Origin of the sequence: Acididesulfobacillus acetoxydans, assembly GCF_902729405.1 — a bacterium.
In the GTDB taxonomy this organism is placed as follows: domain Bacteria; phylum Bacillota; class Desulfitobacteriia; order Desulfitobacteriales; family Desulfitobacteriaceae; genus Acididesulfobacillus; species Acididesulfobacillus acetoxydans.
In genome coordinates, this window is record NZ_LR746496.1 from 940,440 (window position 1) to 961,837 (window position 21,398).

Genomic DNA, 21,398 nt, shown 5'->3' on the forward strand with positions numbered 1-21,398 from the left:
ATTGGGGGAGTGATTCGCTTGGAATGTAAAGGTTGGGAGCAGGAGGGTCTTTTGCGGTTGCTGTTGAACAGCCTGGATCCGGAAGTTGCCGAATGTCCGGAAGAGTTGATCGTCTACGGCGGGACAGGCAAGGCGGCCAGGGATAGAGAAAGCGCGGAAGGAATAAGGAAAGAGCTGACCCAATTAAAAGATGATGAAACCCTTCTCATCCAATCGGGGAAACCGGTCGCTGTTTTTCCTTCCCATCCCTTTGCTCCGCGGGTCATCATGGCAGGCTCCCTATTAGTACCCTCATACTCGGACTATGATACTTTCTCACGATTGGAACGCCGCGGCTTGACCGCGTTCGGGCAAACTACAGCCAGTTGCTGGGCTTATATTGGTTCGCAGGGGGTGATGGAGGGGACGGCCAACACCTACGGAGAGGTGGCCAGACGTCACTTCGGCGGAACTCTTAGGGGTCGCTGGGTACTCACAGCGGGTTTGGGCGGTATGGGCTCTGCCCAACCACTCGGAGTGGAATATAACGATGGAGTGGTGCTGGCTGTCGAAGTGGATGAGTCTAAGGTTGACCGACGCGTGCGCAACAGCCTGTGTCAGATGAAGGCCGCCGATCTGGACGAAGCTCTGTTTCTTGTTCGGGAAGCTGTGGGGCGTAAGGAAGCCCGCTCTGTCGCTTTAGTGGGTAATGCAGCCCAGGTTTTTCGAGATCTGCTAAAGCGAGGGGTTACTCCCGACGTGGTTACCGATCAGACGGCTGCTCACGATTTGCTCAATGGTTATGTACCTGCCGGTATTTCTTTGCCGGAGGCCGTTAAGTTAAGGGCCGATGCACCGGAAAAGTACTTGGATCTGAGCCGCCGGGGGATTGTCGAACACGTGAAAGCCATGATGGAATTTATGCACCGGGGCGCGGTGGTCTTTGATTACGGTAATAATATCCGTCATCAGGCCGTTGCCGCGGGACTACCCGAGGCTTTCGAAATTCCTGGTTTCGTATCCGCTTATCTCAGGGATTATTTCTGCGTCGGGCGTGGTCCTTTCCGCTGGATTGCCCTTTCCGGCCAACCGGAGGATATTTATGCGCTGGATGAATTCATTCTCGCTGAATTCAAGGATGACGAGGAGATAACCCATTGGATTCATTTTGCTCAGGAACGCATCCCTTTCCAAGGACTGCCGGCTCGTACCTGCTGGCTGAATTTGGATCAACGTCTGCGTTTAGTGCAGGTCATCACCGATTTGCTAAGGCAAGGCAAGTTGGCGGCTCCATTGGCCTTGACGAGGGACCACATGGGTTCTGTGGCCAGCCCATGGCGGGAGACGGAAAAGATGCCCGACGGCAGCGACAGTATTGCCGATTGGCCAGTATTGGGCGGCCTTTTGAACGCTATTTCCGGTGCCAGTCTAGTCAGTATACAACAAGGAGGAGGCGTGGGTGTCGGTTATTCCCTTCACACCGGCATGACCGTGATTGTGGACGCTTCTGAGATATCTGCCAAAAAGGCGCAACAGGTGACTGTGAGCGATGTCGGGTTAGGCATCATCAGGCATGCAGACGCCGGTTATACTTCGGCTCAGAGGATGTCGCGCCAATACGGTTTCCACGTTGACTGAGGGCGGTCAGAGGGGGATCAACGATGGATAGTTTTCTCGGTCGTATGAGACAGGAATTGGCCTACAATCTCACTTTCGGTTTGGAAGCAAGCGTGCGGGAACTTTGGGAAATGGTTAGGAGAGCGGGTTTACAATATCCGCCCAGTATTGTAACCGTATGGGAGGTTTCCGGTGCCGAAACGCTTTTTCGTGACCGCAGTGAGTTATGGAAAGTGTCGTGGCGCCGAGAGCTGAAAAAAACCTTTGATTCAGTTTTAGACAACAATGCCATACATTGTTTCATCTCTGACCGGGCGCTGGCCGTTCTCTTTAACAACCATGACTGGGGACCAGGAGACGATAGTTCACCGCTACCTGAGCTGAAGCGGAGGATAGAAAACCTTCTCGCCTTGAAGTTCGTTGTAGGAGTCGGGCGGGTGTACCCCGATGCCCGCCAGCTGGGAATGTCGTTTCATGAGGCTAGGCAGACAGCGGAGCGGGTTAGGATCGTTGGCGGTCAGGATATAGGCTTTTTTGACGCCATGTCAGAGGGTGATGATGAACCCCTGCTTGAAACGGAGAAATTGGCCCTAAAACGGGCCATTCAGAAAAACGACAGGCGGGAGACAGCTCTGGTAATCCAGAAGATCAAAGAGATGCTGAGTGACCGGCTAGACAACGCTAACCTCAGCGGTGCCAAGACGGTTATCTTCGAACTGCTGTCGGTGGTCTCAATCGCTTCACTGGAGAGCGGGCGGACTCTGGAGGAATTGTTTCCTTATTTCTTGGAATGGATAACGAAACTTCGTCTTGCCAAGGAGGTCTCCGACTTGCACGAGATGATTGCCAGTGCCGGTGAAAAGGTTTTGGTTCTTAGGAATCACGACCGAAGCCTGGAAGCTAGGATGATAACCCGCGCCAAAGAGTTTTTGGAAAACCACTTGGGCGAAGACCTCACGTTGTCCGACATAGCCAAACGACAATTCCTCAGCCCTTGTTACTTTAGCCGGCTTTTCAAACAGTCGACGGGGCAAACGGTAATGGAGTTCCTCACCGCCTTGCGCATGGCGAAGGGCAAAGAACTCCTGGAGAAGACAAATCAGCCGGTCAGCCAGGTGGCTGGCACCGTCGGCTACAGCGATCCGAACTACTTCAGCCGGGTATTCAAACGGCACTTTGGCATGGCCCCAAGTGAATATCGCGCTAAATATTAGCGTTACCCCAGCAAGGTTTGCTCACCTCGCGGGGGTATTTTTTTGGCAAGATTATGCGGGTACGACAAGATAGTTCAGAGGATAAAAGATGTTGATGCTCGAAGTGTCACATTAGGTCTACTTAACCCATAAGACGAATACGGTGAAGTCGCCATCAGACTGACGCTAATGTCGGCTTGACAGAGAAGTGCGGAATCAGTGGTAACAAATGGGCCAAGTGTGATTCTGTTACGGAGCTCATCCAGAGGATGATCTATTTAGAGATGAGGAGGTTTTGCTTTATGGGTATGTCAAAAAACGATGAAATCGCTCAAGCAATGACCATCAAGCTGGAATTTGAAAATCTGCCGGAGCTGCCGGAATTTGTGGCAGGGATTCGGCGGGCACCGGACCGGGGTTTCGCCCTGACGCCGAATCAAACGAAGACAGCACTGCGGAACGCCTTGCGTTATGTGCCGGAAAAATTCCATGAACAGTTGGCGCCTGAGTTTTTGCAGGAACTTTACACCCGGGGTCGTATTTACGCTTATCGTTTTCGCCCGGCCGGACGGATATACGGAAAGCCTGTGCAGGAATATCAGGGAAAATGTCTCGAAGGCAAGGCTTTTCAGGTCATGATCGAGAACAACCTGGATTTTGAGGTGGCGCTCTATCCTTACGAACTGGTGACCTACGGCGAGACGGGCAGCGTCTGTCAGAATTGGCTCCAGTACCGGCTGATCAAAAAATACCTTGAAGAACTGACGAATGAAACGACGCTGGTGGTTGAGTCGGGACATCCGCTGGGGCTGTTTCCTTCTCGTCCGGAAGCCCCCCGGGTTATCATCACCAATGCCCTTATGGTCGGCATGTTTGATAACCAACATGACTGGGAGATTGCCGAGCAGATGGGAGTTGCCAACTACGGTCAGATGACGGCCGGCGGTTGGATGTACATCGGTCCCCAGGGGATTGTGCACGGAACTTTTAATACGATTCTTAACGCCGGGAGAATGAAATTAGGCGTTGCGCCGGACGGAGACCTGCGGGGGCGCCTCTTTGTTTCCTCCGGCTTGGGCGGGATGAGCGGAGCCCAGCCCAAAGCCGCGGAAATCGCGGGAGCGGTCGGGATCATGGCCGAAGTGGATGAATCGCGGATCAAGACCCGTTACGAACAGGGTTGGGTCAGACGGATTTCCCGGGATTTAGACGAGGTGTTTCAGGTTGCCGATGAATACTTAGCCAAAGAGGAAGCTTTTTCTATCGCCTACCACGGCAATATCGTCGATCTCCTGGAGTACGCCGTTCAACACCGGCGCAGAGTGGATCTTCTCTCGGATCAGACTTCTTGCCACGTGGCCTACGACGGCGGGTATTGCCCTCAGGGGGTATCGTTTGAGGAACGCACCCGGCTGCTGGCGACTGACCGGGAGAAGTTCCGTCAACTTGTGGACAAAAGCCTGCGCCGGCACTTCGAACTCATCAAGGCATTGGTCGAACGCGGGACGTATTTCTTTGATTATGGCAACTCCTTTCTCAAGGCGGTTTTCGACGCCGGAGTGAAGGAAATTTCCCGCAATGGGGTGGATGAAAAGGACGGCTTTATTTTCCCTTCCTATGTGGAAGACATCATGGGACCGGAGTTGTTCGACTATGGTTACGGGCCGTTCCGCTGGGTCTGTTTGAGCGGGCGGCATGAGGATTTGCTGAAGACTGACCGAGCGGCCATGGAGTGCATCGATGTCAAGCGGCGCGGTCAGGATAGGGACAACTATATTTGGATTCGGGACGCGGATCGCAATCGGCTGGTCGTAGGAACACAGGCCCGCATCCTTTATCAGGACGCAGAGGGCAGGATGAAAATTGCCCTTAAATTTAACGAAATGGTGCGCACAGGCGAGATCGGGCCGGTCATGCTCGGGCGGGATCACCATGATGTCAGCGGTACGGATTCTCCTTTCCGCGAGACGGCCAATATCAAGGACGGCAGCAATGTCATGGCCGATATGGCAACCCAATGTTTTGCCGGTAACGCGGCTAGGGGGATGAGTCTGGTTTCCTTGCACAACGGGGGCGGGGTTGGTATCGGTAAGGCCATAAACGGAGGGTTCGGCTTGGTTCTGGACGGGAGTGAACGGGTAGACCGGGTTATTCGTTCGGCCCTCCTCTGGGATGTTATGGGTGGAGTGGCCCGCCGCGCCTGGGCACGCAATGAGCATTCGATCAGTACGGGTGTGGAATTTAACCGTCAGTACCAAGGTTGGGGCCAGATTACCCTGCCGTATTTGGTCAAACCCGAGTTCCTTGAGGATCTGGTTCGTAAGAGGTTCCCGCAACGGTAGGGAATTGGCGGGCAGGAATTCAGGACGGGCGGGCAGGATACGAATCAGGATGTGAATTCGAATTAAGATGGGAATAGGTAGGATGCGGACGGAGAGCACTTGATGTGCATTCAAAATATTCCGGGGCGGATCACAGTCGGGGTTATACGTACTGGGAAAGGCGGCGCGTGGGCATCGTGGCAAAAATCGTTGAATGTATTCCCAACATTAGTGAAGGACGGCGACCTGAGGTGGTCGAGGAAGTGATTGCCGAGGTTAGGAAAGTCCCCGGGGTAGTCTTGCTCGATTACTCCGGCAACGCAGACCATAACCGGACGGTCGTCACTTTTACCGGCGAACCGGAGGGAGTCTTGGAGGCGGCCTGGCGCTTGATCGGGAAGGCCGCGCAGCTTATCAATCTGGAGGAGCACCGGGGTGCGCACCCGCGCCTGGGGGCAACGGATGTCGTCCCGTTCGTTCCGGTCCGGGACGTGAGTATGGAAGAATGTGTAGACATGGCTCGAAGCCTAGGTGAACGGGTCGGCCGGGAACTGAAACTTCCGGTTTATCTCTACGAACGGGCCGCAACCCGTCCCGAACGGCGAAATCTGGCAGAAGTCCGTCGGGGAGAATATGAGGGGCTCAAAGAAAGCATCAAGACGGAGGAGCGCAAGCCGGACTATGGCCCCAGTGTTCTGGGTACAGCCGGGGCTGTCGTCATCGGGGCCCGGCCCCCCCTGGTGGCTTTTAACGTCAACCTCGGTACATCAGACCTGGGGGTAGCCAAGGCGATTGCCAAAGCTATCCGGGGAAGTTCCGGCGGTTTTGTATACATTAAAGCCTTGGGGGTAAACCTGGCGGAGAGAGGACAGGTGCAAGTGTCCATGAATATGGTGGACACTCAGGGTACCCCGCTTTACCGGGCTATGGAGTTCATTAAAGCGGAGGCGGCCCATTACGGGGTCCCGGTGGTCGGGAGCGAAATCGTCGGGCTGGTGCCCCTGGAAGCACTGCTCGAGACAGCGGCTTACTATTTGAACTTGAAGGAATTCTCCGCAGAACAGGTTTTGGAGAAACGGGTCTTCGGGTTTTAATATTTTGGCTTTTACGATTTACGGGTTGGGTTATGTCACTGCTTCCCCGGCTGGGATTTACGTATTCAAAATCGTATTTAAGGCATGCCTAGGTAAGCGGAGGTTACAGTTGTTCTTGATTTCTGTGGCTTGGGGACTTTGGCAAATCCTCAAGCCGGCCTGTTTGGGATTTTACCGGGAAGACTGGGGGTGAAGTCGTGGTTCAGGCGGATTTGTTGATTCATTCCGGCACGGTGGTGACCCTGGCCGGACACAGCGCGCAGCCCGCGCGGGGGCAAGCAATGTCCTCAGTCGGCCTGATTAAGGATGGGGCCTTGGCTGTCCGCGGGGACAGCATAGTGGCGGTGGGGACCGGTGCTGAGGTCCGAGCGGCCGGTTGGTTGGGCAGAGAGACGAGAGAGATCAATGCCGGCGGGAAGCTCGTGTTGCCGGGATTTGTCGATCCACATACACATGTGCTCTATGCCGGCTCGCGTGAAAATGAACTGGCCATGAAATTAGCGGGCGTCTCCTATCTGGACATTCTCAAACAGGGTGGGGGTATCCTAGCTACGGTTCGCAGTACGACCCAGGCCACGGATGAGGAGATCAAGGCGCAAACCCGCAAAAGGCTGGCAAGAATGCTCAGCCAAGGGACGACTACCTTGGAGATCAAGAGCGGTTACGGCCTCACTGTGGCAGAGGAGTTGAGGGCTCTGCACCTGATCAGGGAACTGGATGAGGAGGGAGTGCAGGATCTCGTTCCCACCTTTATGGGTGCTCACGCTGTTCCGCCGGGCTGGAGCGAAGAAGAATATACAACTCTCATCGCAGAGGAAATGCTCCCACAGGTGGCGCGGGAAAGTTTGGCCGAGTATTGCGACGTCTTTTGCGAAAAAGGCGTGTTCAGTCCTGAGAGCAGCGCCAAGATATTACGTAAGGCCAGGGAAGTGGGCTTAAAGCTGAAGCTCCATGCCGACGAGCTGGAGAGTTCGGGAGGCGCGGAATTGGCGGCTCGGGTGGGAGCGGTCAGTGCCGAACACCTGCTTCGGGCCTCAGACGCAGGTATCCGGGCTCTGGCCGCAGAAAATGTCATCGCGGTGCTTCTGCCGGCAACCTCTTTCAACTTGGCGCAAAATGTATATGCCAGGGCGAAAACCATGCTGGCAGCGGGGGTGCCCTTAGCCCTGGCTACGGATTCCAACCCGGGTTCCTCACCGACGGAATCCATGCCTTTCGTCTTGACTCTGGCCTGTCTCTATCTCAAACTCTCGCCGGAAGAGGCGTTAACCGCGGCGACGATCAACGCCGCCCACGCCCTGGGCTGCGCCGCGCTGGTCGGCAGCCTGGAGGTGGGAAAGAGAGCGGATATCCTCATCCTGGATGTTCCCAATCTCAATTACCTACCATATCATTTTGGCAGCAATCCTGTGGAAACCGTGATCAAGCGGGGTCGAATTGTCTGACGCTGTTTCAGCGGTTCGGCGACAGTGGCCGCAGGACACTATCGTGATGTTCACCTTTAGCTAAATGAGTTCACTGCTTTTGCGCTGCCGCGATGCCGGCGGGATGGAGGTTTCTATGGCGAACCAAAATGCGGCCCCGTTTTCCCTCAGTAAATTGGCACTGCTTCTTCCCCTGCTGCAAGGTCACGATTGGCAGAAAACAGTGGAGGAGCAGCTGGCAGGCGGAGGCTATCGTTACACTTTGGGCCGGGTCGGGGCAATGGATTTGATGAAAGTCGTGGCAGCCGTGGAGACGGCAGCTAAGCGCAACCGGCTCATCGACGAAGAACAGTACAGGGAAGTCCATGCCCTGTACCACGCCATCATCGAGGCCATTCAGGGTGTGGGCAGGGGAACCATGCAGTTTGGTGAGATCCTACGCACCGTTGGCCTCACATTCGCGGTGGTTCGGGGGCCGATGTTCCCGCAAGGGGCAGAGCCAGGGGACTGGATCGCTGTATGCCTTTATGGTACGATTGGGGCGCCCCGCAAAGGCTTTGAACATGAGGTGCTGGGATTCGGCATCAACCATGTGTAACCAAGAGGCTTAGCCGCATGCTCCTCGCTTTAGCCAGGCTTTAGTCATGGGGAGATTCAGTCGATCGTTTTTCCGCGGCCCACAAAATGGTATGCTGAAGATCGGTCACGCAAGGGGATGCTTTTACACAACGGAAAAGAGCCGGCACTTTTGGTCGATGAGGATAGACTGGCTGTCAAGCTCTGGCGATAGGGTTCAGGCTGAGTCCGAAACTTTGGGGCTGATCATAATCTGGTGTTTCGTAGTTGCGAATGGTTCTTTTGGGTGTATAATGAATAAGAGAGCGGCTTCAAGTGTCGTGCGCGCCGGGTTAGCTATAAGTCGTTAGATTCCCGGAGAAGCACAGGCCATTCAGAGGGGGAATAGCTGCCGCGTTTCCCGGTCAAGCCGGTAAGTTTAACGATTTAACGCTGTTCCGGAGAGCGTAAGGATTTGCTTGCGGGTTGTAAGGTTCCACCGGAAAAACCGATGAGCCAAAGTTAGAAGTATTTAGGGGCTTGTACCTATTTGGGTATGAGCCTTTTCGTTTTAGTAAGGGCGGGGAGGCCGGTAAGAAGAGAACATAAGGATTCGTATGACGGGTTAAGGATTCGTATGACGGGTTAAGGATTGGTACGATAGGTTAAGGATTAGTGTGACAGGTTAAGGATTGGTAGGATAGGTCGAGGAGGTAGTTATAAATGGGTTCGCACATTAAAAAGGTCATAACGATCGGCCAGGGTAAACTCACTTTAGAAGATGTGGTCGCCGTAGCCCGCTACCGGAGCAAAGTGAGGTTGTCCCAGCTTGCCAAGGAGAGCATGCAAAAAAGCCGGGATTATGTGGACAGGATCCTGCGGGAAAACCGGGTTGTCTACGGATTGACAACAGGCTTCGGCAAATTCAGCGACACTCTGATCTCACGGGAGGACAGCAAAACTTTGCAGTGGAATTTGATCCGCAGTCATGCTTGCGGGGTCGGAGAGCCCTTGGCTGATGAAATCGTACGGGCTATTATTCTGCTGCGCGTCAATGCCCTGTCTCTGGGGTACTCGGGGATTCGGCCGCAAACTGTGGAGACGCTGGCTGCGATGCTGAACCACGGGGTGACGCCGGTCATTCCGGAAAAAGGTTCACTGGGAGCCAGTGGGGATTTGGCACCCCTGGCCCATTTAGCCTTGGTTGTTGTCGGGGAGGGAGAAGCCTTCTACGGCGGCGAACGCCTTCCGGGCGGGGAGGCGATGCGCAGGGCCGGTATTGCCACAGTGGTCCTGGAAGCCAAAGAGGGGCTGGCTCTGATCAATGGGACACAGGTTATGACGGCTATCGCGGCCCTGGCGATTTGGGATGCTCTCAACCTGGCGGACTGGGCGGATGGCGCCGCTGCCCTCACCTTTGAGGCTTTACGGGGTATCAAGGATGCCTTGGACCCCGAAACCCATGCTTTGCGTCCGCATCCGGGGCAAATGGCGGTGGCAGAACATCTGAAAAAGTTGACCGCGGGCAGTCAATTGCTCACGTTCCAGGGGGAAGAGAGGGTACAGGACGCGTATTCCCTGCGGTGTGTCCCCCAGGTGCATGGGGCGAGCCGGGACGCGCTGGTCTACATTGCCGAAAAAGTGCGGCTGGAGATGAATTCAGTCACAGACAATCCCTTGATTTTTGCCGACCGGGATCGCGTTATTTCCGGCGGGAACTTTCATGGGCAACCGATGGCTTTGGCCATGGATTTTCTGTCGATCAGTGCAGCCGAGCTGGCGGATATTTCCGAGCGCCGGCTGGAGCGTCTCGTCAATCCCCAATTGAATGAAAAGCTTCCGCCTTTTTTAACGGAGCACGGCGGTATGAACTCGGGTTTTATGATTGCCCAATATGCGGCGGCCTCCTTGGTTTCGGAGAACAAATCGTTGGCGCATCCCGCGAGCGTCGATTCGATCCCGTCCTCGGGCAACCAGGAGGACCATGTCAGCATGGGGACGATAGCGGCCCGCAAAGCCCGGGAAATCGTCCGCAATGCTTATTACGTTTTGGCTATCGAGTTGCTCGCAGCGGCACAAGCCGCGGACTTCCGCGGAGCGCAATCCTTGGGGGAAGGCACGCGCTGGATTTACGACAGATGCAGGGAGCAGGTGTCTTTTGTGGCCGAGGATCGAGTTCTCTCCGCAGACTTTGAGAAATTCGCCGCCTTTATGCGGGAGACGCAGTTGCCGGTTGACTTGCTGCAAGGGCAACACCAGGCACCGCAAAAGCTCGGAAGGGTTTAAGGGATCTACAGGCTGAAAACAGGCTGACGGGTCCTGCTTATGGCATTGCCGGGACGTGATTCCGTGTTTACGGGGCTTACAGGCACTCTTCAATGTAATGCCGGATAGTCTCAGCCGGGACGTTCCCGGCTGTCCCCACGTAGCAGCCCGGTGCCCATAGCGTTCCTCAGCCTGTCTTTTATGCCAGATTGGGAAATGCCATGAGTACCCGTCTAGCTGGCCAGTCCTTAAACGCTTTTACAATCTTGGCGGTGCGTATTTGGGTGGTGCAGATACGAACAGGTGAACATGGTCCGGCCTGAAATATTGACCATGTGCATGAAGTTTTTGAGGAAGGCGCTCTCATCCCCGGAATCGAATTCCGAGGTTTTCTCGCGCACGTTCTATAACCGCTCGGCAAGCCATATTTCTCGGCACCGGTCGTCATCTGTGCGGAGCCCGGTAATTTGGTCTTGAAAAGCTTTAGTTAACTAACTAAAATAAGGTTTGTAAGCTATGATTTCGACGCGTTAAGGCAAAACTCGGGGGCCAACGTCAGGTAAACCACAATGCGGGAGGTTTTATCAATGAGCGAAGACGGAGTGACGGAACAGTTTTTAAGCTGCTGGCGGGCCATCAACCGGCATCTGCGCAAGGGGATGCTGACGGAAGGAGAGGAAAGAATTACCCGCTTACAATGGATGCTGTTGCGCCAGGTGAACAAGGAAGAAGCCAATACGATGGGAAATCTGGCTGCCAAATTCGGAGTGCGGCCCAGTACAATATCTCAAATGGCGGATCGTCTGGAGAAATCGCAGCTTATACGCCGCGTTCCTGACACCCGGGATGCGCGTATAAAGTCCATCACTTTGACGGAGAAGGGGCAGGGATTTATTGAGCGGGTGGAGTCACTTTGGGCGATTCGCCTTCAAGAAGGACTGGGCCGGTTTTCCCCCGATGAACAAAACGCGCTGCTGGAACTTCTGGAGAGGCTGGTAGCCTCACTGGCAGGGTAAGGCGATTATTACTTGCTGATAAGAGCAAGGCCTGCTGCCCGGAAAGTCGAAAGTTGAAGTGTTCGGAAAGCAAGGGAAAGGGGCGTCTTTTCCGGTTAGGTTGCCGTACGTTCGTAAAGTCGGCTGGGCGGAAGGGAGGCAGGGAAGCGTGTCAGTGGGTGCGTAGGTTTTTGCCGGAAGAAATAGGGCGGGAAGGGACTTTTTTCCCCAGCAGGAGCGCCGCTATTTGTACAGGCGGGCTCCAGAGGAAAGGTGATGGTCTATGGGCGTGGAATTTCGCGGCTTGGGATTGGGGGCCAATTCCGGGGGGAGCGGTTCGGGTGGAAACAGCCGCTGGCGCCTGCGGGAGCTGGCAAACCAAGAACATTTTGATTGGCAGATCATCAAGAGGGTCCTCAAGGCCTTTGTACCCTATTGGCCCACGGCGATCCTAGTGATGCTGGTGATTTTCGTGAGCGCCATAGGCAATGTGGCGCCCGCTTGGCTAACACAAAAAATCATCGATGAAGGTATCCTTAAGGGGCGGCTTGCCGAGCTGATTTGGCTCACACTGACCTTGGTCGGGGTCGCGATCGCTACGGGACTTCTGGGTGTCTGGCAGAACTGGCTCAGCAACTTGATCGCGCAGCATGTCATGGCGGATTACCGCCTGGCTCTCTTTCGCAAATTACAAGAACAGACGGTAAACTTTTTTGCTTCCACCCAAAGCGGAGATCTGGTTTCCAGAGTCATGAATGATGTGACGGCGATTCAGAACGCGATCACCACGACTTTAGTAGGGTTTGTCAGCAACTTGCTCATGATTGCGGTCACCTTAACTCTGATGTTTAAAATGAACTGGCGCATGTCGGTGCTCGCCATGATCGTCGTGCCGGCCTTCGTTATTCCTACGCAAAGGGTGGGCCGGGTGAGGCAGAAGCTCCAGGCCGAGATTCAGGAATGGCTCTCGGCCATGACCGTGCAGCTGAGTGAGACTTTGGGGGTAAGCGGGGCGCTTTTGATCCGGATGTTTAACCGGGAGGAAGCGGAGGAAAAGAAGTTTGCCACAGCCAACGTAAAATTGCGGGACTTGCAGGTCCGGCAAGGACTGATCGGGCGCTGGCTTTTTATGTGGCTGGGCATGTTTTCCTCCATCGGGCCTGCCTTACTCTGGGGCTACGGTGGCTGGTTGGTCATTCACCATGAGATGGAGCTGGGGGTCATTGTCGCTTTCACGACTTTGCTTTCAAAACTGTATGGCCCTCTGAGTCAGCTGGCCCAGGTGCACGTGAACGTGCTCTCGTCCATCGCTTTGTTCCGGCGCATTTATTCCGTCATGGATCTGGAGACCGAAGTAAGCAGCGGTCCTGTGATCCTTCAGGAGCAAGGCGTTAGAGGGCGCATTGAGCTTCGGGGGGTTTCCTATTCCTATCCGGACTATACCGGTCAAGAAGAGCTCAGGCCGGCTCTGCAAGAGGTTACTTTGACATTGGAACCGGGCCAGAAGGTGGCTCTGGTGGGCCCGAGCGGAGCCGGCAAGACGACTCTGCTCAACTTGATTCCTCGCTTCGCGGACCCAACGGGGGGCAGTTTGCTTTTGGATGGTGTTGATTGCAAGACACTTTCTTTGCGGTCGTTAAGAGCGCAGATGGGGCTGGTGCCGCAGGATCCTTTCTTTTTTCACGATACCGTCTACAACAACCTGCGGGTGGCCCGGGAAAACGCGACACTGGAGGAGATGGAGCAGGCCTGCCGGGCGGCCCAGATTCACGATATGATCGCCGATTTACCCCAAGGGTATCAAACCATGGTGGGTGAACGGGGGTACCGTCTTTCCGGTGGAGAGCGGCAGCGCTTGGCGATTGCGCGGGTTTTGCTGCAAGGACCGCGCATCGTTTTGTTGGATGAAGCCACAAGTGCGCTCGATACCGTAGTCGAACGCAAGATCCAAGATGCCTTGGCGGTTCTTTTGGAAGGTCGCACAGCCTTGGTTATAGCCCATCGCTTGTCCACCGTACTGTCGGCTGACAAAATCGTGGTTTTAAACGAGGGTAGGGTGGTCGCGGCCGGTAAGCATGAGGAATTGTTGCAAACCTGTCCTTTATACAAAGAACTCTACGAAGTTCAATTCGGTGTGCAGAGTACCCCTGAGCCGGAACAAGAAGCGAAAGAGGGCAGGAAGGGCGGGCAGATAGATAGATAGATGGATAGATGAATGGATGGATGGATCTACGGGCTAAGTACTGCTTCCCTTAAGGGCAGGCTCTTCCGGCGCTGATGTGGCACCATCAGTGCAGGGAGACGGCCGCCGGACCGCGCAAGGGGAGTGAACACTTTGAGCAAACGGAGGTAAAAAAGAAGTTTCTGGATTCTTTAACTGGAATTTACATGAATTTAACTTTCTATTAACTTTCGGATGGTATAATATCTTCCGTAGAAAAAAGCCGTTTTGTCCGGAAGGAGATAAGTCATGACCCAGCGAGAGGAGCAAATTGTTGGCGCCATTTGGGGCAAGTTGGGGCGGCAGTGCCCGCCATGGTCTAATCGTTCCGCGGAGAACCGACCTCTGTCTGTGCGTTGCGTGGAGATTCGATCCGAAACCGGTGTAAGAATGCCGGTCTTGACAGGGATCAGTAAGCGTCTTAAGATTTCTTAAGCCGCTTTTCTTTTTTGGGGCCGCAAGGCGGTACCAACGAAGGATGAAAACCCGAGTGCCCGTTGTTCACCGCCGCTGGTTTAGGGGTTGTAACTCGGCTTTGCTGAGCCCAGGGCTGCCGTCCTAGAGCCGGATTCATGCCCGGGTGGTCCTTACGACCGCAACGGGCCGACTTTGCCGGTTTCGTTTGTCCCAAAGGAGTTTTGAAATGCCCCGAGATGTGAGAGAATAGACTTAACGTGGGGGGTGTGGAATAGTGTTTAGCATTACGCACGGTGAGGTCAGCTTCGAAGAGACCTATGCTTTGATCAAGGCCTACTTGGCTCCGGACGAGAAGGGTGAATACCGCGTTTCTGTGGGAGCGGACAGTCAGAATTTCAGCTACACCAAGATCCCGATTATCATAGGAATTCACAAGGTGCAAAACAATGTGGGCAGAGGGGGAATCTTCTTTTCCGAAATCAAAAGGGTCAAGAGGATTAGTAACATACGCCAGAAGATTCTCTATGAGACAAATCTGAGCCTGGATTTAGCTGAAAAACTCCGGCAAAGATTTGCCCAGGATCATATTCGCAACGAAATCGCCATCCACGTGGATGCCGGATTCAACGGACCGACGCGGGACTATATTCCGGAAATAACCGGCTGGGTCAAAGCCTGCGGCTTCCGCTGCGTGGTGAAGCCCGATGCCTATATAGCCTCGAGCGTAGCTAACAGGCTGTCAAAGTGAGGTCTTCGAAGAGGAAACACCCAGACAGCTTAGCCAGCAAAAAAATTCAACCTTTTTATGTATAATTGCCGGCTCTTTACGCAAAATACATCTGAGAGCACGCACTGATTGAGCCAAGATTTTCGAATACTTGACGAAAGAGTATTCGAGGGTCGGCCAAAGATTGTATCCAAGGAGTGCATCCGCTGATACAGTCGGAGGGAAGATTCCATACGGTTAGGAAAAGTTTCATTGCGGTCGGTATTACATATTGATTGCAATGAGGTTCCAACTTATCGTATGGGGTCGAGCGCAGATCATAGCGGGTGTTGTAACGGTCATGTTCAGCCGAGAGGTTGGGTATGGCTGGGTAAATATCTGTTATGGTCGAACGAACCATCAGTACGGGTGGCGAACTGTTTCGCCGTGGTCGCAAGATTACGGCGGGGCATTAAACCATTTGTATTGGTGCAAGGTAGATCAGGGACGTGCTCTCTTCAGTTTGCCTTATAACTGAGTCTATTGGCAGATATTTCCGTTCTCCGGGAGGCGTTGTTGCAGATGGCGGGAAGATTCCGCATCACTCAATGGTGGTGCGGAATCTTTTTGGGCAGGAATCTTCCCTGTCTGCGCAGAAATAAACATAAACGGCGGGTTTAAGCAGCAACGGCCGTTCAAACGTGTGTTCAAATACATGTAGTCGGTTTGGATATGGATCGGGGGCCCCGCCCGGCCTATTGTGCCGGGGGATCTTGACAAGCCCGGCTGGTTTACGGTAATGTTCAGGCTGACAGGTGGGCTGGAGAGGTTTTTTAGTGCCCGGACCCAGCCCAAGGGATAAGGAGGAAAATGGCGGCACATGAACAAAATCGCAATGCGCACCCCTTTGGTCGAGATGGATGGAGACGAAATGACCCGGATTATCTGGCAAGCCATCAAGGACATATTGCTTTACCCCTATATTGATTTGCAGACGGAGTATTATGATCTCGGGTTAAAGAAAAGGGACGAGACCGAAGACAGGATTACGGCGGAGGCGGCCGCCGCGACGAGAAAATACAGAGTTGCCGTTAAATGTGCCACGATCACCCCTAATGCCCAGAGAGTTGAGGAGTACAACCTAAAAAAAATGTGGAAGAGCCCTAACGGGACTATCCGGGCGGCTCTGGACGGGACGGTTTTCCGCTCACCCATTGTCGCAGCGGGAATTCAGCCTCTCATACCCAGCTGGAAAAAACCAATCACGATCGCCCGGCATGCCTATGGAGATATTTACAGGAATGTTGAATATCGGGTGGAGGAACCCGGTAAGGCGGAACTCGTCTTCACTAATCGTGAAGGGGAGGAGACGCGTCAGAGTGTCTTTGATTTTCCGGGCAAAGGAGTCGTGATGGGGATGCATAATCTCGACCGTTCGATTGCCGGTTTCGCTCGCTCCTGCTTCAATTACGCCTTGGACCTGAAACAAGACCTCTGGTTTTCGGCCAAAGATACGATTTCTAAGCAATATGATCATACCTTCAAGGATATTTTCCAGGAAATCTACGATAAAGAATACCGGGAAAAGTTCCGGGAAGCGCAGATTGAGTATTTCTATACGTTGATTGATGACGCCGTGGCCCGTGTGATTCGCTCGGAAGGGGGTTACATCTGGGCCTGTAAGAACTATGACGGCGATGTTATGTCAGACATGGTAGCCACCGCTTTCGGCAGCCTGGCCATGATGACTTCGGTGCTGGTCTCCCCGGAAGGCTGTTATGAGTTCGAGGCGGCCCATGGCACTGTCACCAGGCACTATTACCGTCATCTGAGAGGGGAAGAGACCTCCACAAATTCCATGGCTACGCTTTTTGCCTGGACGGGGGCTCTGAAGAAGCGCTCTGAGTTGGACGGACTGAGGGATCTGGCGGAATTCGCCCGCAAGTTGGAGACAGCGGCCCTGAAGACGATTGAAGCCGGGATTATGACGAAGGATCTGGCTCAGATTTCACAGCTGCCGCAGAAGAAAATTGTCAATACGGAGGGTTTTCTCTGGGCGGTGAAGCGCGAGCTCGAGAGAGAATTGCAGCAATGAACCTCCGGGGGGAGCCGCCGGATGCGGAGGACCGTGGTATCCTGGTTAAGAGCGAGTCATGTCCAAGCTCAAGGGAAGGCAACGGATAGTCGCGATGCCTTTTCTGGAGTGTGCAATGTTGGGTGAAGGCAAGAAAGGGGGGGAGGGGGTCTTTCCTCTCCTGACTGGAGTCAGAAGTGTCCGGGCCCCTGGGTTATGAAGATATCGCGTTCATTGTGGGCTGATCTTTTGCTGATTTTTGTCGCTCTCATTTGGGGTCTCAGCTTTACGGCCGTCAAGGACGCCATTGGGATTATCCCGCCGATGGAATTTATCGGCTTAAGGTTCATGCTCTCAGCCCTGGTGCTGGGAGCCATCTTTTTCAACCGGCTCAAGAAGATGACCCGTCATGAATTACTGGCCGGTTGTGTAATTGGCTTGTTCCTTGCCCTCGGCTTTCTCGCCCAGACCATAGGCCTGGCCTACACGACCCCCGGAAAATCAGGCTTTCTAACCAGTTTGTACATTATTATCGTTCCCTTTCTGACTTCGTTGTTTTATAAGAAGTTCGTCGGCTGGATGCCCATCGCTGCGGCAGTTTTGGCCTTTGTGGGAGTATGCTTGATCTCACTGGCCGGAAATGACGTATTGGGGTTTGGCCAAGGGGATCTTCTCTCCATCCTGTGTGCCTTTGCCTTTGCCTTGCAGATCTTGGCGGTGGCGCACTATGTCAAGAGGTATAATGTGTACGTTTTAACCGTGATCCAGATTGTTGTCACGGGGATTATCAGTCTGGGCTATTCATTTGCGTTCGAACCGGTTACTTGGGTGCTGCCCGCTACGGTTTGGCTGGCTATGATTTATACCGGCCTGATGGCAACCTGCTTTGCCTTTTTGGCGCAGAATTTTGCCCAAAGACATACTTCCTCATCCCATGCGGCTCTGCTGCTTGGCTTGGAAGCTCCTTTTTCCTTGCTCTTCTCTGTCATCATCTGGGGTGAAGTCCTCACTGCCAGGAGCATTATCGGCAGTTCACTGATCTTTGCGGCGATTTTGCTGGTCGAGGTGATCCCGTCATTTTGGCAGCCGGCTGGAGAGAGGAATACGGACACGACCGCCTCATAGCGGCGATTGACCGGGACCGGTTAATGAGTACAGCTTCAGTCCGGCAGACCCTTGCCCGGGCCGAAGCGGATAAAGAAGTGGATGCAAGGTCTTGGAACCCGTGTCGTTAAATCTTTCCTCCAAGGTGTCCGCGCGGGTGCGGATGAGCTAAAGCTTCAGCCCGAGAGACACCATTTGCCGCGCCGCGGCGTGAATGGTATCAAGTTTATACCCCCGGCTCCTCTGGGTGATCCCGATCAGGTCAAACTTTTCCGCCTTGACATGCATCAGGAATCTTTCCATGGACGTCAGGCAGGAAGTCAGGCCATTGCCGCTGCCTCCTGCGGCCGCCACGGCGAGAAAGGGTTTATCTTGCAAAAAGGTCCTGTCATTTCTGAAGGCCTCACAACGCCGCAGCCGATCGGTAAAGGCCTTGGCGGATTCGCTCATATCGCCCCAATACACGGGGGTGATGAGGACAAAGGCATCCGCGTCAGCCATGGAAACATGCAGACTCTGAAAATCATCCTGAACTTGGCACTCGTGTTCGTTGCGGCAAGGCCCCCAACCGTTGCCGCAAGCTTGGCAGTGGCCGATCTTGAGCCGGTTCAGATTGACCATATCAACCTGAGCGCCGGCCGCTTCCGCTCCTGTCTTAGCGGCGCTCCCACAGGCAGCGGTTAAACCTTCAATATTGGGGCTGCAGGTCAAGATCATTACTTTCATGAATCTAGTCCATCCTTTGCTTTGAATTTGCCGTGTCTATTATAACACGTGCGGGGCGCGGAGTCGCGGTGGCGGTAGCCGGCCAGAGGTGATATAATTAATGATGAGTATTTACATGGGACTTGTGCGACCCGGACATTGCCTTGGCTGGGGCGTAGACGATTGTGCCGTCGGAGCCGGATTAAACCGCAGGTATGCGCGAGCCGGGGTGGGTAAATGATCGGTCGGGAACGTTAGGAGGATGGAAATGATCAGCAGAATCGCCGAAGCCATAAAACTTAAAAATCAACCGGTAGCTGTCTTCCGCTCAGATGTTAGGCCCGAGGGGGCCCTGCAGTTTCGTGAGGGAAGGTGGGGCTGCGCCATAGCCATGTTAAATGCGGCCGCCAAAGGTCGCACGGCGGTCTTCGACGTTGCGACCACAACCTGTCAGGGCGGCAGAGTGGGTCTCGGTTTCAACCGCTTTGAGTTAGGTTTTATCGAGTACTTCCTGTCAACCGGTGGTGTGGGCGGGAGAGAAGGGGAATTTTACAAGAAGAGCCCAGAAATAGCGGCTCAATTTGCCGCCGGGTTACCTGACGTTGCCGCGAAGACTTACCTGGTTTTCAGACCCCTGTCCCAGCTGGCCGCGGACGAAACTCCTGAGGTCTTGATCTTTTTGGTCAATGCCGATCAGCTTTCTGCCCTCGTCCAGTTTGCCAATTTCGACAAACCAAGCCAGGATAATGTCAAAGTGGAGATGGGTTCGGGCTGTCAACAAGCCGTACTCTATGCTTTAGCCGAGGTGGAGGCGGAGAATCAGAAATGCGTCATAGGGTTGACTGATCCTTCCGCACGGAAGTTTATCGACAAGGATGTGCTTTCTTTCAGTATACCTTACAGGCGTTTCCTCGAACTGGAGGCCCAGGTGGATGAAAGTTTCCTGACCAAAGAGACTTGGCAGCAGATTGCGGCTAGAATCTAGCGGCGCGACTTGTCCGCCAAACCTTCTCTTCTGTGCAAGTCCGCAATCACTTCTCCCAGAGGATTGACGGCCAGGAACAAAACGTCTTCCGACGACGAAGCCCCCAAGTTTTTCAGTTGTTCGCCCAACCAGGTGTTGTCATGCTTAGTGTTTCGCAATTTATCCTTGTCGACCTCACCATCAACAATGATCTCTGTGAACGGACCTTCCCCCCTTCCCGAAAGGTCAGGTCCCCGCGCGAGATCGATCTTCGAAACTGACTGATTCGACATTTCCCATAGCCGCTCCCGCTACCCAGTTGAAGTAGGTCAGCTGGGTTAATTGTGTGCTGCCAATGAGGCGAACCAGCAGTAACAAGATTGCGAAAGTAGCAAGAGCGCTAATCGTAAGGAATGGCCATAAGTACATGATAGCCTTTCGTTTCCCCTCCTTAATTTCCACCCTTGCCAACGCCAAGGACATTTAGGCAAACTTAATGGTAACTGTAATATGCAGAAGTTTCTGCAGCTCTATGCACTTTGCACCGGGGAATATTCTATATGTGATAGCTTTAAGGCTGGATAGTGCTAATGATTTCGTCAAATAATAAGTTTGCGTCAGCAGTGGTTTTACTCACACCGGGAGGAGTAGGTGCGGTCCGTCCCCTGTTAACCGAGAGGTAAGTATGGGGCTGGCTCGGGGGTCAGGTGCTGCCCGGACCCGGTTGAGGGAGGTGGAGAACCATTAAATTTGGCATTGCCGGACCGGTTTCCAAGGATTACGTTATCTTGCCTTCGGGTCAGCGCTCAGAAAGATACGGGGCTGTGGCCTACAGTGTCAGTGCGTTGCTCCAACTGCTTGAACACTCTTCGGATCACGCGATTTGCCTTTCTCACGTGGCACCGGAAGATTTTGCTGCCGTGACGGCCCTTCTCGACCATCCCAACCTCGATTTAACAGGTTTGACCCAAAGGGACCGGGGCACGACCGAAATTGAACTGACCTACCTTAACGGCAAAGAACGGCAAAGTCGCCAAAGCAACGTCATGCCGCCTTTCACCCTAGCCGAAATGGATTTGCTCGCAGAGTGCGAAGCCGTGCTCCTAATGCCACTGAATGAGAGCGATATTCCCCTGGCTTGCGTGCAAAAATTGAGAAGGGTGACAAACGGACTGCTTTTTCTGGATGTTCACGGCTTGATTACGGGGCTAAACGAAAGGGGAGAGAGGTTTAGAAAGAAGTGGGCCGATGCCGCAGCCTGGCTGCCAGAGATTGACATTCTCAAGATGAATGACAGTGAGACCTCCTGGGTGGCCGGCGAGCCGCTGAAGACCCTTGAGGAATTTGTGGAATTTGCCGCGGGGATTGTGGCCTCGGGGCCCGAGGCCTGCTGGATTACTTTTGGTGACCGGTCTTCCTTGATTTCCTGGCGAGCCTGGCGAAGAGAGAAACGCATTTTCTGGGCCCAGGTACCGGTCGTCACGGACATTGGGCCTGTGCTGGACACGACAGGCTGCGGGGACGCCTCATCGGCCGGTTTCCTTTATAGTTACGTCAAACTTTTTCACAATCCCATTCACTCGGTCATTCTTGGCAACACGCTCGGCTCGCTCAAAGCCGCGTCTCTGGAAACTAAGGCTTTCCCCCCTCTTCCGGAAATAAAAGGGGTTATTGTCACGCACTATGGCGAGTATTTACATACGCTGCTGGACGATTTCCTAACCAGCAACCACCTCATCGTTCACGAATTCAAAGGAGGGTGAA

Annotated in this window: 16 protein-coding genes; 14 read left to right on the plus strand and 2 right to left on the minus strand. The window is 54.0% G+C overall.

Features of this window, described 5'->3' with window-relative positions; translation table 11 throughout:
* The first annotated feature begins 9 nt into the window (after positions 1-9).
* The 12 genes from hutU to MNU25_RS04275 all read left to right on the plus strand — a co-directional run bounded on the left by hutU (position 10) and on the right by MNU25_RS04275 (position 17,986).
* Entirely contained in the window at positions 10-1,617 is a 1,608-nt protein-coding gene (gene hutU / locus MNU25_RS04220) for a urocanate hydratase (RefSeq protein WP_240983920.1), read from the plus strand.
* Between the two features lie 23 nt (positions 1,618-1,640).
* The gene (locus MNU25_RS04225; protein ID WP_240983921.1) at positions 1,641-2,810 is read left to right on the plus strand and encodes a helix-turn-helix domain-containing protein; all 1,170 of its coding nucleotides are present in this window, start codon (positions 1,641-1,643) and stop codon (positions 2,808-2,810) included.
* 287 nt (positions 2,811-3,097) lie between these two features.
* On the plus strand, positions 3,098-5,131 hold the full coding sequence (locus tag MNU25_RS04230) for a urocanate hydratase (protein ID WP_240986720.1): 2,034 nt from the start codon (positions 3,098-3,100) through the stop codon (positions 5,129-5,131).
* A 176-nt stretch (positions 5,132-5,307) separates the two neighbouring features.
* Positions 5,308-6,204, plus strand: a complete 897-nt coding sequence (gene ftcD / locus MNU25_RS04235) for a glutamate formimidoyltransferase (protein WP_240986721.1) — start codon at positions 5,308-5,310, stop codon at positions 6,202-6,204.
* Between the two features lie 197 nt (positions 6,205-6,401).
* Entirely contained in the window at positions 6,402-7,649 is a 1,248-nt protein-coding gene (gene hutI / locus MNU25_RS04240) for an imidazolonepropionase (protein WP_240983922.1), read from the plus strand.
* 115 nt (positions 7,650-7,764) lie between these two features.
* The gene (gene hutP / locus MNU25_RS04245) at positions 7,765-8,226 is read left to right on the plus strand and encodes a hut operon transcriptional regulator HutP (protein WP_240983923.1); all 462 of its coding nucleotides are present in this window, start codon (positions 7,765-7,767) and stop codon (positions 8,224-8,226) included.
* A 680-nt stretch (positions 8,227-8,906) separates the two neighbouring features.
* The gene (hutH, locus tag MNU25_RS04250) at positions 8,907-10,469 is read left to right on the plus strand and encodes a histidine ammonia-lyase (RefSeq protein WP_240983924.1); all 1,563 of its coding nucleotides are present in this window, start codon (positions 8,907-8,909) and stop codon (positions 10,467-10,469) included.
* 566 nt (positions 10,470-11,035) lie between these two features.
* Positions 11,036-11,464: a MarR family winged helix-turn-helix transcriptional regulator gene (locus MNU25_RS04255; protein WP_240983925.1), complete on the plus strand. Its 429-nt coding sequence runs from the start codon at positions 11,036-11,038 to the stop codon at positions 11,462-11,464.
* Between the two features lie 262 nt (positions 11,465-11,726).
* Positions 11,727-13,646: an ABC transporter ATP-binding protein gene (locus tag MNU25_RS04260; RefSeq protein ID WP_240983926.1), complete on the plus strand. Its 1,920-nt coding sequence runs from the start codon at positions 11,727-11,729 to the stop codon at positions 13,644-13,646.
* A 709-nt stretch (positions 13,647-14,355) separates the two neighbouring features.
* Complete coding sequence (locus MNU25_RS04265; RefSeq protein ID WP_240983927.1) at positions 14,356-14,829, plus strand: ribonuclease H-like YkuK family protein; 474 nt, start codon at positions 14,356-14,358, stop codon at positions 14,827-14,829.
* A gap of 838 nt (positions 14,830-15,667) precedes the next feature.
* Positions 15,668-16,882, plus strand: a complete 1,215-nt coding sequence (locus MNU25_RS04270; RefSeq protein WP_240983928.1) for an NADP-dependent isocitrate dehydrogenase — start codon at positions 15,668-15,670, stop codon at positions 16,880-16,882.
* Positions 16,883-17,095: 213 nt separating this feature from the next.
* Positions 17,096-17,986, plus strand: coding sequence for a DMT family transporter (locus tag MNU25_RS04275; protein WP_240983929.1), 891 nt, complete (start codon positions 17,096-17,098; stop codon positions 17,984-17,986).
* 147 nt (positions 17,987-18,133) lie between these two features.
* Here MNU25_RS04275 and MNU25_RS04280 read toward each other — a convergent pair whose 3' ends face one another.
* Complete coding sequence (locus MNU25_RS04280; RefSeq protein WP_240983930.1) at positions 18,134-18,691, minus strand: flavodoxin family protein; 558 nt, start codon at positions 18,689-18,691, stop codon at positions 18,134-18,136.
* 247 nt (positions 18,692-18,938) lie between these two features.
* On the opposite strand from MNU25_RS04280, the gene MNU25_RS04285 reads away from it, so the two are divergent.
* Positions 18,939-19,655 (plus strand): DUF169 domain-containing protein, encoded by a 717-nt coding sequence (locus MNU25_RS04285; RefSeq protein WP_240983931.1) that lies wholly within the window; start codon positions 18,939-18,941, stop codon positions 19,653-19,655.
* On the opposite strand, the gene MNU25_RS04290 is transcribed toward MNU25_RS04285, so the two are convergent.
* Positions 19,652-19,927, minus strand: coding sequence for a YetF domain-containing protein (locus tag MNU25_RS04290; protein WP_240983932.1), 276 nt, complete (start codon positions 19,925-19,927; stop codon positions 19,652-19,654). The genes MNU25_RS04285 and MNU25_RS04290 overlap by 4 nt on opposite strands.
* 495 nt (positions 19,928-20,422) lie before the next feature.
* Here MNU25_RS04290 and MNU25_RS04295 point away from each other — a divergent pair, with 495 nt between their 5' ends.
* Positions 20,423-21,397 carry a carbohydrate kinase family protein gene (locus tag MNU25_RS04295; RefSeq protein WP_240983933.1) on the plus strand — a complete coding sequence of 325 codons (975 nt, stop codon included), beginning with the start codon at positions 20,423-20,425 and terminating at the stop codon, positions 21,395-21,397.
* The last annotated feature ends 1 nt before the right edge of the window (position 21,398 follow it).